Below are 13,687 nucleotides of genomic sequence, written 5' to 3'. Positions count from 1 at the left end.
GAGGATACGGGGGCCCGTCCGCTAGTACGCCGTGAGCCGGTTCTGCAGCAACGGCGCTATCACCGCCGGGCAGTAGTTGGCCACGGCGACGATGGTGAACAGCCCGGCCGACTCGTAGCCCAGGCCGCTGCGGTGGGCCATTTCGTCGGCGACCGAGTCGAAGGACTGGCCCGGGGTGACCAGCATCGGGCACACCGACTGACCCAGCGCCAGGGCGCTCTCCGGGTGCGGATAAGTGATACCGGCGTTGCTCAGCGCCATCAGGAACGCGTTCTCCCGCATGTCGGCGCGCACGGGCGCCGCCAGGGGCGCGGCCAGCCCGGCCACGCACGCCCCCACCCCCAGCACACGCAGCAGGATCCATTCCACACGCCTGAGGGATATCACCGTGACCACCCTGGCCAATGCGGGTCACAGCCGCAACACGGTGCGGTAAAGATTTGCGCACCACCGCGTTTTGCGGGTGCGTTCTAGACCTTTTCGATCCCGGCGACGGTGCGCTTGCCGCGGCGCAGCACCAGCCACCGGCCGTGCAGGAAATCCGAGGGCTGCGGAGTCCACTCCTCGCTGTCGATGCGGACGTTGTTGACCGACACACCGCCCTCGTTGAGGGTGCGGCGGGCGGCCTTGCGGCTCTCGGACAGGCCGCTGGACACCAGCAGGTCGACGATCCCGTCCGGGCCGCCGGGTTTGAGCTCGGCGACCGACGCCTCGCGCAGCGCCGCCGCCAGCGTCGCCTCGTCCAGGCGGTCCAGTTCGCCCTGCCCGAACAGCGCGCGGCTGGCGTGCTCGACGGCCTCGGTGGCGGCCTCCCCGTGCACCAGGACGGTCAGCTCGCGGGCCAGCCGGCGCTGGGCGGCCCGCTGCTGCGGGCGCTCGGCCGTCGCCTGGTCCAGCTCGGCCAGCTCGTCGGCCGACAGGAAGGTGAACCACCGCAGGTAGCGGACCACGTCGGCGTCGGCGGTGTTGAAGAAGTACTGGTACCAGGCGTACGGGGTGGTCATCGCCGGATCGAGCCAGAGGCTGCCGCCGCCGGTGGACTTGCCGAACTTGGTGCCGTCGGCCGCGGTCACCAGCGGCACGGTGAGCGCGTGCACCGTCGCACCCAGCTTCTGGCGGACCAGCCGGACCCCGGCGATGATGTTGCCCCACTGGTCGGAGCCGCCGATCTGCAGCGCGCAGCCGTACCGGCGGTGCAGTTCGACGTAGTCGTTGGCCTGCAACAGCATGTAGCTGAACTCCGTGTAGGAGATGCCCTCGCCGTCCAGCCGCCGCCGGATCGTGTCGCGGTCCAGCATGACGTTGACCGAGAAGTGCTTGCCGAGGTCGCGCAGGAACTCGATGGCCGACAGCGGGGCAGTCCAGTCCAGGTTGTTGACGACGACCGCGCCGGTCGGGGACGTGTCGAAGTCGACAAAGCGCTCCAGCTGCCCGCGGATGCGCTCGGTCCATTCGGCGACGGTGTCCGCCTCGTTCAGGGTGCGCTCGCCGACGTCGCGCGGGTCACCGATCATGCCGGTCGCGCCGCCGGCGAGCACGATCGGGCGGTGGCCGGCGCGCTGAAACCGGCGCAGCGCCAGCAGCGGCACCAGGTGCCCCGCGTGCAGGCTGGCCGCCGTGGGGTCGAAACCGGCGTACACGGTCATCGGCCCGCGCTGCGCCTCGGCCGCCAGCGCGTCGAGGTCGGTGGACTGCGCGATCAGCCCGCGCCAGCCCAGCTCGTCAAGGATCCCGGAAGACATCGCCGCCGACTTTAGTCGCTCGCGCGGCCGCGATTCGCCCCTGCGCTGCGAGATAAGGCAAGCTAACCGAGCGGCGCACCGCCTTCCCCGCTGAGCGCACCGACGACGTGGAGCGTTATGGACAACCGTTACTGGCCGCTGGTCGTCGTGGTGGTGATGCTCGCCCTCGGGCTGACGCTCACGGTCGCCGACTTCAAGCGGGCCGCCACCATGCGCAAACCGCTGACGGTGGCACTGATCTGCCAGTCGCTGCTGCTCCCGGCCCTGTGCCTGGCGATCGCCGAGGCCTTCGACCTCGAACCGCACCTGGCGGTCGGGCTGATGCTGATGGCCGCCACCCCCGGCGGGACGATGTCGAGCATCCTCAGCCACCTGTTCAACGGCGACCTGGCGCTCAACCTGACGCTGACCGCGATCAACGCCGTGCTGTCGATCGTCGCGCTGCCGGCGATCCTGGCGGTGTCGATGACCTGGTTCCTCGGACAAGGCCGGTTCCTTCCGCTTCAGGTGGACAAGTTCTTCACGGTGTTCGGCCTGGTGCTCATCCCGATCGCGATCGGGGTCGCCTTCCGCCACCGCTTCCCGGGGCTCGCCCAGCGACTGCAGAAGCCGGTCCGCATCGTCGCGTTGGTGTTGCTGGTCGTCGCGGTGCTCGGCGCGGTCGCCGGGGGGCGAAGGACGTTGTGGCAACACTTCGGCGTGCTCAGCGGGGCCGTCGTGGCCTTCTGCGCCGTGAGCCTGACGGTCGGCTACCTGGCGCCGCGCTTCATGCGGCTGGCTCCCCGGCAGGCCGTCGCGGTCAGCCTGGAGGTCGGGATGCACAACGCCGTCGTGGCGATGGGCGTCGCGTTGAGCCCGCAGCTGCTGAACAGCGCCGAAATGGCCATGCCGCCCGCGGTGTACAGCGCCGTCGCACCCCTGCTGGCGGTGACGTTCGTGTTCCTCGCGCGGCGGGTGGACCCGGCCTTTCGCGCCGTCGCCCGCGCCGACGCACCCGCCGCGGCTTAGCTGCTAGTCGCTGGCCCCGGGGGCCGGTGCGCGCGGGCTGCGCCGGTACGCCGAGACTTCCGGCCGGCCCGCGAGCCAGAATCGCCACGGCCGGTCGGCGGCCTGGCTGACCCCGACGCGCGGGCCGGACGCGGCGGTCAGCGGCTCGTTGAGTTCGAGGGTCACCGGGCTGGCAGGGTCGAAAAGGTCGATGCCGTTGTCGTCCATGGTGATTCCCAGGGCCGAACACAGGTTGCCCGGGCCCCGCGCCAGCGCGGCCCCGCGCACCAGCTCGCCGCGCCGGGCGCGCGCCGTCTCGGTACCCTCGTCGAGGGCGGCGGCGCGCAGCAACACCGCCGCCGCGGTACCGTCCGGCCCGCAGGAAACGTTGGCGCAGACGTGGATTCCATGGCTGCGGTAGGTGTAGAGCCGCCCGGGCGGCCCGAACATCACCGCGTTGCGCCCGCTGATGCCGCGATAGGAGTGCGCCGCGGCGTCCGGCCAGGGACCGTCGGGAACGCCGCCGTAGGCCTCGACTTCGACGACGACGGCGCTGACGCCCCGCCCGGTGAGGGTGGCGCCGAGTAGCCGTTGGGCAGCAGCGACGGGGTCGACGAGCAGCTGGCGTGCGGCCACCCACCGAACCTACCGGCGGCGCTGCCATGGCAGTATCCCGGTGTCCTGGACCTGCGAAGGAGCACACGTCATGCATCCGATCGACCCCGCCGCCACCGCGTGGCTGCTGGCCAGCACCGCGCTGGTGCTGCTGATGACTCCCGGTCTGGCCATCTTCTACGGCGGCATGGTCCGCACCACCGGGGTGCTCAACATGATCATGATGAGCTTCATCTCCATTCCGCTGGTCACGGTGGCGTGGCTGCTGCTCGGCTACACCCTCGCGTTCTCCGACGACGGGACCAGCGGGTTGCTCGGCAACCTCGGGCACATCGGGATGCTGGGCATCACCCCGGACACCGCCCACGGGGCGGTTCCCGAGCTGCTCTACGCCACCTTCCAACTCACGTTCGCGATCATCACCGCCGCCCTGGTCAGCGGCGCGATCGCCGACCGCGCGAAGTTCGCCGCGTGGATGGTGTTCGTCCCGGTGTGGACTGTGGTCGTGTATTCGGTTGTCGCGCACTGGGTGTGGGGGCCCGGCGGGTGGCTGGCCAAGCTCGGTGTGCTCGATTACGCGGGCGGCCTGGTCGTGGAGATCGTGTCCGGTTCCTCGGCCCTGGCCCTGGCCCTGGTGCTCGGGCCGCGCATCGGCTTCAAGAAGGACGCCATGCGGCCACACAATCTGCCGCTGGTGCTGCTCGGCGTCGGTCTGCTGTGGTTCGGCTGGTTCGGGTTCAACGCCGGTTCCGCCCTGGCCGCCAACGGCACCGCCGCCGCCATCTTCCTCAACACGCTCGTCGCCGGATGCCTGGGCATGCTGGGTTGGCTGTCGGTCGAACAGATCCGCGACGGCCGGCCCACGACATTCGGCGCGGCCTCCGGCGTGGTGGCCGGGCTCGTCGCCATCACGCCGTCGTGCGGAACCGTCAACACGTTCGGCGCGGCGGTCGTCGGGCTCGCTGCCGGCACCGTGTGCTCCTTCGCGGTCAGCGCGAAATTCCGCTTCAACTATGACGATTCACTCGACGTGGTCGGTGTGCACTTCGTCGGCGGCGTCGTGGGGGTGTCGCTGATCGGGCTGCTCGCCACGGCGGTCATGACGTCGGGTCCGCGGGGCCTGTTCTACGGGGGCGGCTTTTCCCAACTGGGCAGGCAGACGTTCGCGATCGTCGTCGTCGCGCTCTATGCGTTCGCGGTGTCATTCGTGCTCGCGAAGGTGATCGACCGGCTGATGGGCTTCCGGGTCAGCGCGGAAGACGAGACCACCGGCGTGGACCTCACCCAGCACGCGGAGACGGCCTACGCCGAGGGCGTGCACGGGCACCTGCCCCAACGCCGCCCCGGCTCGCCCGAACGCTGAGCAGCTAGCGAGTCGAGGGCCCTTGACAACCCCCCATGGGGGAGCGATTATTCATCATATGATGAGTTCATCGAGTGATGAATTACTGCGGGACGGCGCCGCGCCCGCGGTCACCATCGAGCATCTGCGCGTGGTGCGCGGCAAACTGCCTGCGGTGCAAGATCTTTCCGTTCGGATTGCCCGGGGCACCATCACCGGGCTGCTGGGTCCCTCCGGATCCGGAAAGACCACGCTGATGCGCTGCATCGTCGGCACCCAGATCGTCGCCGGGGGCTCGGTGACGGTGCTCGGCCACCCGGGCGGGTCACGTCAGCTGCGGCGGCGGGTCGGCTACATGCCACAGGATCCGACGATCTACAACGACCTGCGGGTGATCGACAACGTCCGCTATTTCGGCCAACTCTGTGGGGCCGACGGTTCGGCCGCCGATGAGGTCATCGCATCGGTCGACCTGACCGATTACCGCACCACCCGCTGCGCCAACCTGTCCGGCGGGCAACGCGCCCGGGTGTCGCTGGCCTGCGCACTGGTCGGACGCCCCGACCTGCTGGTGCTCGACGAGCCGACCATCGGCCTGGACCCCGTGCTGCGCGTGGAGCTGTGGGAACAGTTCGTGGCGCTGGCGCGGCGCGGCATCACGCTGCTGGTGTCCAGCCACGTGATGGACGAGGCCGACCGCTGCGGCGATCTGCTCCTGATGCGCGAAGGCCGCCTGCTGGCGCACACCACGCCAGATCAGTTACGGAAGGAGACGGAATGCACGTCACTAGAGGAAGCGTTCCTGTCGATCATCCGACGCACCACCACCATGCCCGCAGCCGGCTGAGCCCGCAGAACTACGCGGCCACCACGACCAGAATTCTGCGTCAGCTGGCCGCCGATCACCGCAGCGTCGCGCTCGTCCTGATCGTGCCGATCCTGGTCATCACGCTGATGTATTTCATGTTCCAAAACGCCCCGCATCGCCCGGGGACGCCGTCCCCGTTCAACAACGCCTGCCTCATCCTGCTGGGACTCTTTCCGTTTTTCGTGATGTTCATCATCACCGCCATCACCATGCAGCGCGAGCGGGGCTCCGGGACGCTGGAGCGCATTCTGACCACTCCCCTGCGCCGGCTCGACCTGCTGATCGCCTATGGCACCGCATTCTCGATTGCCGCTGCGGCGCAAGCCGTCTTGGCCTGCATCGTGTCGTTCTGGTTGCTCGGCTTCGACACCGCCGGCAGCCCGGTGTGGGTGTTCGTCATCGCGATCGTCAACGCCGTGCTGGGCGTTGGGCTGGGCCTGCTGTGTAGTGCGTTCGCCCGCACCGAGTTTCAGGCCGTCCAGTTCATCCCGCTGGTGATCGTGCCGCAGCTGCTGCTGGCCGGAATCATCGTTCCGCGGACGCTGATGCCGCACTGGCTGCAGTGGGTCAGCAACGCGATGCCGGCCAGCTACGCACTGGAAGCCCTGCAACAGGTGGGCACGCACCCGGGGCTGACCTACATCGCGGTGCGCGACGTCGTCGCCGTGTTGGGCTTCGCGCTCGCGGCGCTGTGCCTGGCGGCGGCGACGCTGCGGCGACGGACGCCCTAGTGGCGATCGCAAGCGCGGCGGAGCCGGGCGTGGCGGGTCGCCACGGAGGGTCCTAGTGGCGATCGCACGCGCGGGGCGCCGGCGACCCGGGCGGCCCGCCGGCAGCTCCGACACCCGCAACCGAATCCTGACAAGCGCTAGAGAACTCTTTGCGCGCAATGGCATTCGCAACACCTCGATCCGCGCGGTCGCGGCGGCGGCCGGCGTCGATTCGGCGCTGGTGCATCACTACTTCGGCACCAAGGAGAAGCTGTTCGCCGCGGCCGTCCACATCCCGATCGACCCCATGGACATCATCGGCCCGCTGCGCGACGTGCCGATCGAGGAAGTCGGCTACCGGCTGCCGTCGATGTTGTTGCCGCTGTGGGATTCCGACCTGGGCACGGGGTTCATCGCCACGCTGCGGTCCATCCTGGCCGGCTCGGAGATCAACCTGTTCCGCACGTTCATCGAGGATGTGATCGCGGTGGAAGTCGGCCCGCGCGTTGACCATCCGCCCGGAAGCGGGGTCATCCGCGTCCAGTTCGTCGCGTCGCAGTTGGTCGGCGTCGTGATGGCCCGCTACATCCTGCAGCTGGAGCCGTTCGCGTCGCTGCCGGCCCAGCAGGTCGCGGAGACCATCGCGCCGAACCTGCAGCGCTACCTCACCGGGGATCTGCCGGACGGGCTCGTGCCATGAGCCGGGCGTGCTCGTCGTCGTCGACGTCGCGGGCCTCGTCGACGAGCAGCACCGGGATGCCGTCCTCGATCCGGTAGGCGCGCCGCAGCCGCGGGTTGTACAGCAGCTCGTCGTCGATGAGCAGCAACGGGCCCCGGTCGGCCGGGCACACCAGGATGGCGAGCAGTGAATCGTCAATCATGTTCGCGCCCAATCAGTTCGGATCGCACGCCGGGGGTCAGCTTCCGGAAGAAGCTGCCCTCGGCGTCGAAGTACCAGACCTGGCGGCCCGGCTTCGGAATGCCCGCCGCGCGCAGCGCGCTGACGGTCGGACGGTAGGTCGCGCTCAATGTCATCGCCGGACACACGTGGACGATGTCGGGGCCGACGCCGATGGGGATCTTCGCCAGGGCGTCGGTGAGGTCGGCCGCGGTGATGCTGGCCCCCGGCAGCAGCGTCACCGCCGAGACCGCGACCTGGCGGTCACCCATCGGCACGTTGTAGGTCACCGCGAGATCGACGCCGTTGACGCAGCCGAGCACGTTGGTGACCGGTTCGTCGAAGACGGGGCCGCGCGCGGTGTGCACCACCGAGCCCCGCCGGCCCGCCAGCCAGTAGTCGCCGTCGTCGTCGCGGTAGAACAGGTACTCGGTCGAGATCCAGGTGTCGCCGGCGGCGAAGACGCCCCGCTTGACCGACGCGGTCGGGTCGATGGGACCGTTGGACGCGGCGAGCAGCACCCCGACCTGTTTCGGCTCGGCGACCTGGACGAAGCCGCGGTCGTTCTCCAGGATCAGGTCGTGGTCGACGTCGTAGGCGCCCAGCTCGATGCGCCCGGCGCCCGGCAGCGGGCGGCCCTTGCTGCCGACCTTGGCGCCGGAGACGTTGGCCAGCACCGCTTGTCCGTCGGTGGTGGCGAAGAACTCGACGACGTGGGCGGGCGCGAAGGCGTCGACGACCCGCTCCCACAACCCGGTCGGCATGCCCGAACCGATGAACAACCGCACCGGGTGGTTGCCGTGCAGCACGAACGCGGGATCGTCGACGATCTCGCGGAGCATGGCCCAGGTGTAGGACACCACCGTGACCCCGTACTGCCGCACCTCTTGGACGAACCGGTCGCAGTCCAGGCCGCGGGAGAGCGCGATGCGGGTGCCGCCGACGACCGCGCCGCCCAGGCTCACCAGCAGCGCCGACTCGTGGTGCAGCGGGGTCAGGCAGTAGACGGTGTCCCGGCGGTCCAGTGCGGCCGTCGAGGCGGTCCCGAACGCCGACACCGCCCAGCGGTAGTTGGTGATCTGCTTGGCCACCAGTTCGCCGCCGGCCGCGCTGAACGCGATGAATGCCAGGTCCCGGGCGAGTCCGGGATTAGGCCGGTACCACCCCGGCAGTTCGACGGCGTCCGGGTCGATCTGTTCCATGTCGATGACGTCGCTGTCGTCGGGCAGGTGCAGATCCCGAGCCTCACCGCCGCCCAGCACCAGCACCTGTTGCAACCCCTGGCGGTCCGACGACAGCACCGACTCCAGGTTGGTGGGGTCGGTCAGCAGCTCGGTCACTCCGCCGAGCCGGACCGACGCGGCCAGGTCGGCGTCGGGTCGCATCACGACGGCGACGGCGCCGAGCCGGGACAGCGCGGCGATGGCGACCAGCGCGCTGGGCCGCGTCTCCATCAGGACGCCCACCCGGTCGCCCTGGCGCACCCCGACCTCGATCAGGCCCCGGACGACGTTGTTGACGCGCCGGTTGACGGCCTCGTAGGTGTGCACGCGACCGTCGAACAGCAGGAATTCGCCCTGCGGGGCGTCGTGCGCCTGCTCGTCGATGATGCGGCCCAGCGAGATGCGGGTGTGGTCGTTGATCTGCCCCAGCCGGACCAGGCGCGGCAGCGTGCGGGCCGTTTCGACGGCCAGGGTGCGCATCGACTTGTTGGCCGCGACCACCGTGTTGGCCGCGCCGCGCACCACGCCCAGCGCCGCCTCGGACACCTCCCCGATGCCGTGTGCGACACGGGAGCTCAACGCGACACCGCTGTCGGTGTGCTTCTCGGGCTGGTCGGCCATCAGGTCGATGCCATCGGGTTTGTCGCCGCCGGTGGAGAGCCACTTCACCCATTCGGCGACCGTCGGCCAACTCTGCTGCGCCGCCTTGGATCCGACCACCAAGCCGAAATGACCTGTGCGGATGAGCTTTTCGTAGACTTCGGCGTCCGGTGCCGCGCGCCTGATGCCGCGCACCGACGCCGGCTGCCCGATGTCGTCCACCTCGCCGACGAAGGCCAGCACCGGGCAGGTGATGTCGGTGAGGGTGACCATCTGGCCGTTGACGGCGAAGCCGCCAGTCATCATCCGGTTGTGGGCGATGAACTGTTTGAGCAGTTCGGAGATCGCCGGGCCGGACCAGGCGATCCAGCCCTCGCGTTCGAGGAATCTGCGCTGCTGTTCGCGCGGCAGCAGGGCCTCCCGGTCGTGCAGCTGACGGACGAAGTCGATGCGGGCCTTGGCGGTCTTGAGCGGGTCGAGCATCTGGAAGCCGGTGCGCGCCATCCAGCTGGGGATGGCCAGCCGGCTGAAGACGTGGTCGGCCATGAAGTTGGCGGCCGGCGCCGCGAAGTTCGGCGGGATGCCCATCGGCAGGGCGGCCAGGGTGTCCACCGGCGAGCCGAAGGTGACGATGCTGGCCAGGCTCTTCGACCGCCGGTAGGCGGCGACCTGGTAGCACCACATGCCGCCCTGGGAGTAGCCGACCAGATGGATGTCGCTGCCGGTGACGTCCTTGACGGTGTCGATGGCCTGGCTGAGCGCGACGATGTGGTCGGCCAGGGTGCGGCGCATGCCGCCTTCGACCTTGTCGGGTTCGCCGAAGTCGATGACCCAGGGGTCGAGCCCGTTGGCGTGCAGGATGCCGACCGCGCCGTCCTCACGGGTGACGTCCCACATGTCCGCCGACATCATCATCGGGTGCACCATCAGCACCGGCGGACCCACCGGCGGCTTGTCCGGCCGGTTGTCGGGCGGAAAATAACGCCGCAGCTTGTACATCGTCACGCTCTCGACGATTTGCGACGGCGACGGCACGCTACCCGTTTCCAGGCCCCCCAGCCGGACGACCTCCAGCCCGTTCTGCGCCGTAGCTATCAGGCGCTCCACCGGTCGCGTGACGATCGACAAGTTGAGATCCACGGCCGCTCCCCTATGTCTTGACAGCTCCGACATCATGGCACATCAGCGGGGTCCGCGGTTCTGGCCAGGCTATTTGCTCGAAGGTGGTCGGCCGTGCGGCTAATGACACCGCGCGAATCGGTTCTCGCAATACATCCCGACGGCGTTCGAGCCCACCGCCGGACCGTCTTCGTCGGCCGGGTCGGGAGCCAGCGCCGGAGTCGACGTGATGAGTTGATTGATGATGCCCGGCCCCGGTGGACCCGCCGGGTCGGAATCCGCGTGCGCCACGCCGGTGCCGCCCAAGATGGCCATGGCGGCAGCCGCCGCGGCGAGCAGTCCGAGAGCGCGGATGTGACTTCTCATCGTCTCCCTCTCTGCCGCTCCCGGGACGGTTGTCCAGGACAACGATTCTACCGGCCCGGCAAACGAGGTGGAGGCGGGAATTCCGGCCCGTTCCGGTGAGCGCGACCCGGCCCACTCAAGGACTCCCTGGCCCGTATCCCATAACGGTTACGAACGCACAACGACTTCGGCGGGCCGGCAAGCAAATTTCGCGTCGGCGCTCGGGCGGTACGTACGGTGTCGCACGTGTGGCCGGTACCCGTGGTCGTCCGTCGCGGTGCGATCGTCGCGTTGTGCGTCGCCTTGTCGGTGATCTCGGCGCCTCCGACGGCCGCCGATCCGGACGCCGAAAACGCGGCGGCGACCGTGGCGGCGCCCGACGAGGGGCAGGTGCCCTCGTCCGATCCGGTGACCTACACGACGCCGGAGGGCTGGAACCTGACCCTGGGCGCGAAGGACGAGTCGCTAGTCCCCATAGCGCCGTTGACGACCGCGGTCTCGTCTCGCGAATACCTCACCCGGGGAACGTTCTTCGGTTCGCTGGACGGGCTCGAACAGCCCCGCGGGCTCCTCGAGGTGGGTTACGAGATCGGCTGCGGGATCGACATGAGCACATCCAACGGCGTCACGATCGCGGGCAGCGCCGGCGTCAGCCCGGGCATTGGCATCGCGGGCCTGGGGGCCGGTACGCCCATAGCCGTGCCGTTGGTCACCGTCCCGCTGAACGGGGTGGTCACCGTGGGCCTCAAGCCCGGCGTCGTAGTCGTCGTACCGGTTGCCAGGAAGGACTTCAAGGGCGCGAATCCCCGGGTCATCGTCACCGGCTTCCACGTCAAGATCGACGGGTGCGTGGGCCAGTCCTTCATCCGGTCCTACGCGACGCTGACCCAGATGACCGACGAATCCGACGTCGTGCTTTCCTACGTCGGCGTCACCAAGACCGTCTGATCAGAACGGCGGGGGTTCGTCGTCCGGTGGTGCCGGGCCGGTTTGGGCGGTTTGAGCCGCCAGCCGGGCTCGGCGGTTGCGGTGGCGTTCGGTGGCGATGCGTCGGGCGCGGTGCTGGGCGCGGGTGCGGGTCCGCCGCGGCATCCGCGCGGTACGTTCACCGCTGCGCTCGCGCGGTGTCGGGGCGGGCACGTCGCCGGTGGGCGCGCACAAGCCGGGGAACAGCAACGCGCTGCCGGGTGTGGTGACGTAGCTGTGGCCGTCGGGCAGCCGCCAGATGACGGTTCCGTCGGGCAGCTGTTCGTCGTGCCAGCCCCAGAACGTTTTCAGCAGATGATGTTGGCGGCAAAGACATTTCAGGTTGGACGGATGCGTCAAGCCGCCCTCGGCGTACGGGATCGTGTGGTCGATGTCGCAGTCGGCGGCAGGCCGGTCACACCCCGGCGCCCGACAGGTCAGGTCCCGGCAGCGCACGAAGTCGGCCAGCCGGGCCGAGGGGGTGTAGCGCGGTTCGGGCTCGGTGGGGATGCTCAGCGGGACCAGTTTGGCCGAGCGGGCGAGCTCGGCGATCACCTCGGCCGGGATGAGTCCGTCGATGCCGGGCAGCGCACCCGGGGACGCTCCGCGGCCGGCGACCGTCGCCTGCTCGGCCACGACATGGATCACCACATTGCTCGGGGTGTGTCCGCCGCCGGTGCACTCGGGCGTTCCGCACAGGCACCTCAACCGATCCGCGCCGGCGGCCAGCGCGCCCAGTGCATCGGCCCGCCGCTGCCGGGGGGTGCGCGGGTCGGCGGCACACACGCTGCGCGCCATTTCCTCGAGCCGCCGATCCAGCGCATGCCCGTCGGCGCCGAGCAGGCTTCCGGTCAGCCAGGCCGTCCCCGACTCGTTGTCTTGCACATCGACGAACCGATCGGCGACCGCCTCCTTGGCCCGGCGCACCGCGTCGGCATCCACCAGGGCCACCACTCGATCCACGGCAGCGCTCAGCCCGCTCCGGGTCAACGACGGGCGCCGCGACAGCAACGCCGCCAACCTGGCGTCCACGCGCGCCATGACGTCCGGGTCGGTGATCAGATCGGTGCGGTAGACGACCGTCTGAAAAGAGCGATAGTCGATCTCGCCCGCCCGGAACGCGTTACCGACCTCCGGTAGCCGCTCGCGCATCGCCATCGCATAACGCAGGTAGGTGTGCGCCATCGCCAGGCTGCATCCCAGCGCCGCGCCGACTTGCGCGGCAGCCGCCTCCCACGCATCGGCCGCCCAGTCCGCCCGCTCCCCCGAATCGCGGCACCGCAGCACCAGCAAGTCACCCACTGCCACAAGGCGTTCCGCGGCGGCCCGCGCCTCCGCGCGCCCCGCCTCGCGCACCCGGGTCAGCAGCGCGGCCGACTCCGGCGTCGACCGCGAAGCGTCGGCGTATTCGAACATAGTTTCGATACTAGGTGGGGGGTCTGACACGTGCGGGAACCGGCGTCAACCGGCCGATCGCGGACGGTTTGCACCTATCCAAACCGGGTACGCACCGAATGCGCTTCGGTCACGGCGCGCCGTCGGGACCACCTCGGTTGAAACACACAGCTGGGCGCTCACCAGTTCTCTGGGCAGCCATCGCGAGTCGTCATCGCGGCATGGCTGCCTGAGCGTGTTTTCAGTCCAGAAATGAGGTGACGCATGGGTCTATCGGCCGCGGACCGTGACGCGATGGCGTCGGTCTCGGTGGGCGGGCGTCCGCTCGCTCGCGTCATCCCCTAACCCGGAACAACCAACGAGCCCACGAGCCCACGAGCCAGGAAGGCAAATCAAATGTTGTTGTTAGGCAACGGCGGACGACGCAAGAGCGAGGCGATGCAGTTGGGCGAGCGGGCCCTGTACGACGTCGCGCACGGCCGCTTCGAACGCTCGCTGTCCGGGCTGACGGCCATGGCGGCCCTGGTCACCACGGCCGAGATCTATTTCGAGCACTACAAGGCGAGCTTCGGCAACAAGTGGATGTGGAGCCCGATCGTGGTCACCCCGCCGGTGGTGGTGGCCGGAGTCGGCGGGGTGTTCTCCCGGCGCTGGGCCAAACTGTGGCTGCCGATCACGGCCGGCATCTACACCGCCAACGGCCTCATGGGCGAGTACCTGCACGCCCGCGGGGTGGCCCGCAAGCCGGGCGGATGGAAGAACGCGTCCTACAACGTGCCCATGGGCCCGCCCATCGCGGCGCCGGGGCTGATGTGCATGGTCGGCGGGATGGGGCTGCTGGCCTCGATCCTGCGGCGCGAGCGGTTCCGGGGCTGAG

General features: G+C 69.5%; 14 protein-coding genes. 7 read left to right on the top strand and 7 right to left on the bottom strand.

Annotated elements, in window-relative coordinates; translation table 11 throughout:
- Positions 1-21 precede the first annotated feature (21 nt).
- Positions 22-396, bottom strand: a complete 375-nt coding sequence (locus AWC03_RS00865) for a DUF732 domain-containing protein (protein WP_085238631.1) — start codon at positions 394-396, stop codon at positions 22-24.
- Between the two features lie 74 nt (positions 397-470).
- Positions 471-1,742, bottom strand: a complete 1,272-nt coding sequence (tyrS, locus tag AWC03_RS00860; protein WP_085238630.1) for a tyrosine--tRNA ligase — start codon at positions 1,740-1,742, stop codon at positions 471-473.
- A gap of 117 nt (positions 1,743-1,859) precedes the next feature.
- Here tyrS and AWC03_RS00855 point away from each other — a divergent pair, with 117 nt between their 5' ends.
- Positions 1,860-2,750: a bile acid:sodium symporter family protein gene (locus tag AWC03_RS00855; protein ID WP_085238629.1), complete on the top strand. Its 891-nt coding sequence runs from the start codon at positions 1,860-1,862 to the stop codon at positions 2,748-2,750.
- Between the two features lie 3 nt (positions 2,751-2,753).
- Here the strand turns inward: AWC03_RS00855 and AWC03_RS00850 are convergent, their stop codons facing one another.
- Positions 2,754-3,365, bottom strand: coding sequence for a DNA-3-methyladenine glycosylase (locus tag AWC03_RS00850; RefSeq protein WP_085238628.1), 612 nt, complete (start codon positions 3,363-3,365; stop codon positions 2,754-2,756).
- Between the two features lie 70 nt (positions 3,366-3,435).
- Here AWC03_RS00850 and AWC03_RS00845 point away from each other — a divergent pair, with 70 nt between their 5' ends.
- The 4 genes from AWC03_RS00845 to AWC03_RS00830 are packed head-to-tail and all read left to right on the top strand — an operon-like array spanning position 3,436 to position 6,964.
- A complete protein-coding gene (locus AWC03_RS00845; RefSeq protein ID WP_085238627.1) occupies positions 3,436-4,707 on the top strand; it encodes an ammonium transporter in 1,272 nt (423 codons plus the stop codon).
- 58 nt (positions 4,708-4,765) lie between these two features.
- On the top strand, positions 4,766-5,533 hold the full coding sequence (locus AWC03_RS00840; RefSeq protein ID WP_085238626.1) for an ABC transporter ATP-binding protein: 768 nt from the start codon (positions 4,766-4,768) through the stop codon (positions 5,531-5,533).
- Positions 5,464-6,285 carry an ABC transporter permease gene (locus AWC03_RS00835; protein ID WP_208859400.1) on the top strand — a complete coding sequence of 274 codons (822 nt, stop codon included), beginning with the start codon at positions 5,464-5,466 and terminating at the stop codon, positions 6,283-6,285. The genes AWC03_RS00840 and AWC03_RS00835 overlap by 70 nt, the downstream gene beginning before the upstream one ends.
- A gap of 55 nt (positions 6,286-6,340) precedes the next feature.
- Positions 6,341-6,964 carry a TetR/AcrR family transcriptional regulator gene (locus AWC03_RS00830; protein ID WP_085238625.1) on the top strand — a complete coding sequence of 208 codons (624 nt, stop codon included), beginning with the start codon at positions 6,341-6,343 and terminating at the stop codon, positions 6,962-6,964.
- On the opposite strand, the gene AWC03_RS00825 is transcribed toward AWC03_RS00830, so the two are convergent.
- The 3 genes from AWC03_RS00825 to AWC03_RS00815 form a co-directional block, all read right to left on the bottom strand.
- Positions 6,930-7,145 carry a Trm112 family protein gene (locus AWC03_RS00825; RefSeq protein WP_085238624.1) on the bottom strand — a complete coding sequence of 72 codons (216 nt, stop codon included), beginning with the start codon at positions 7,143-7,145 and terminating at the stop codon, positions 6,930-6,932. The genes AWC03_RS00830 and AWC03_RS00825 overlap by 35 nt on opposite strands.
- Positions 7,138-10,125 carry an acyl-CoA synthetase gene (locus tag AWC03_RS00820; protein ID WP_085238623.1) on the bottom strand — a complete coding sequence of 996 codons (2,988 nt, stop codon included), beginning with the start codon at positions 10,123-10,125 and terminating at the stop codon, positions 7,138-7,140. The genes AWC03_RS00825 and AWC03_RS00820 overlap by 8 nt, the downstream gene beginning before the upstream one ends.
- Before the next feature lie 99 nt (positions 10,126-10,224).
- Positions 10,225-10,470 (bottom strand): hypothetical protein, encoded by a 246-nt coding sequence (locus AWC03_RS00815; RefSeq protein WP_141659238.1) that lies wholly within the window; start codon positions 10,468-10,470, stop codon positions 10,225-10,227.
- A gap of 240 nt (positions 10,471-10,710) precedes the next feature.
- On the opposite strand from AWC03_RS00815, the gene AWC03_RS00810 reads away from it, so the two are divergent.
- A complete protein-coding gene (locus tag AWC03_RS00810) occupies positions 10,711-11,397 on the top strand; it encodes an MspA family porin (protein ID WP_085238694.1) in 687 nt (228 codons plus the stop codon).
- On the opposite strand, the gene AWC03_RS00805 is transcribed toward AWC03_RS00810, so the two are convergent.
- Entirely contained in the window at positions 11,398-12,831 is a 1,434-nt protein-coding gene (locus tag AWC03_RS00805) for an HNH endonuclease signature motif containing protein (protein WP_085238621.1), read from the bottom strand.
- A gap of 375 nt (positions 12,832-13,206) precedes the next feature.
- On the opposite strand from AWC03_RS00805, the gene AWC03_RS00800 reads away from it, so the two are divergent.
- Positions 13,207-13,686: a hypothetical protein gene (locus AWC03_RS00800; RefSeq protein WP_085238620.1), complete on the top strand. Its 480-nt coding sequence runs from the start codon at positions 13,207-13,209 to the stop codon at positions 13,684-13,686.
- The last annotated feature ends 1 nt before the right edge of the window (position 13,687 follow it).

It is taken from the genome of Mycobacterium europaeum (assembly GCF_002102155.1).
In the GTDB taxonomy this organism is placed as follows: Bacteria; Actinomycetota; Actinomycetes; order Mycobacteriales; family Mycobacteriaceae; genus Mycobacterium; species Mycobacterium europaeum.
This window is presented reverse-complemented; position numbering and strand designations above follow the sequence as displayed.

Excerpts from the sequence above, each read along its gene's own strand:
- tyrS (WP_085238630.1), bottom strand. The coding sequence starts at position 1,742 with ATGTCTTCCGGGATCCTTGACGAGCTGGGCTGGCGCGGGCTGATCGCG.
- AWC03_RS00855 (WP_085238629.1), top strand. The coding sequence starts at position 1,860 with ATGGACAACCGTTACTGGCCGCTGGTCGTCGTGGTGGTGATGCTCGCC.
- AWC03_RS00845 (WP_085238627.1), top strand. The coding sequence starts at position 3,436 with ATGCATCCGATCGACCCCGCCGCCACCGCGTGGCTGCTGGCCAGCACC.
- AWC03_RS00840 (WP_085238626.1), top strand. The coding sequence starts at position 4,766 with ATGATGAGTTCATCGAGTGATGAATTACTGCGGGACGGCGCCGCGCCC.
- AWC03_RS00835 (WP_208859400.1), top strand. The coding sequence starts at position 5,464 with ATGCACGTCACTAGAGGAAGCGTTCCTGTCGATCATCCGACGCACCAC.
- AWC03_RS00825 (WP_085238624.1), bottom strand. The coding sequence starts at position 7,145 with ATGATTGACGATTCACTGCTCGCCATCCTGGTGTGCCCGGCCGACCGG.
- AWC03_RS00815 (WP_141659238.1), bottom strand. The coding sequence starts at position 10,470 with ATGAGAAGTCACATCCGCGCTCTCGGACTGCTCGCCGCGGCGGCTGCC.
- AWC03_RS00805 (WP_085238621.1), bottom strand. The coding sequence starts at position 12,831 with ATGTTCGAATACGCCGACGCTTCGCGGTCGACGCCGGAGTCGGCCGCG.
- AWC03_RS00800 (WP_085238620.1), top strand. The coding sequence starts at position 13,207 with ATGTTGTTGTTAGGCAACGGCGGACGACGCAAGAGCGAGGCGATGCAG.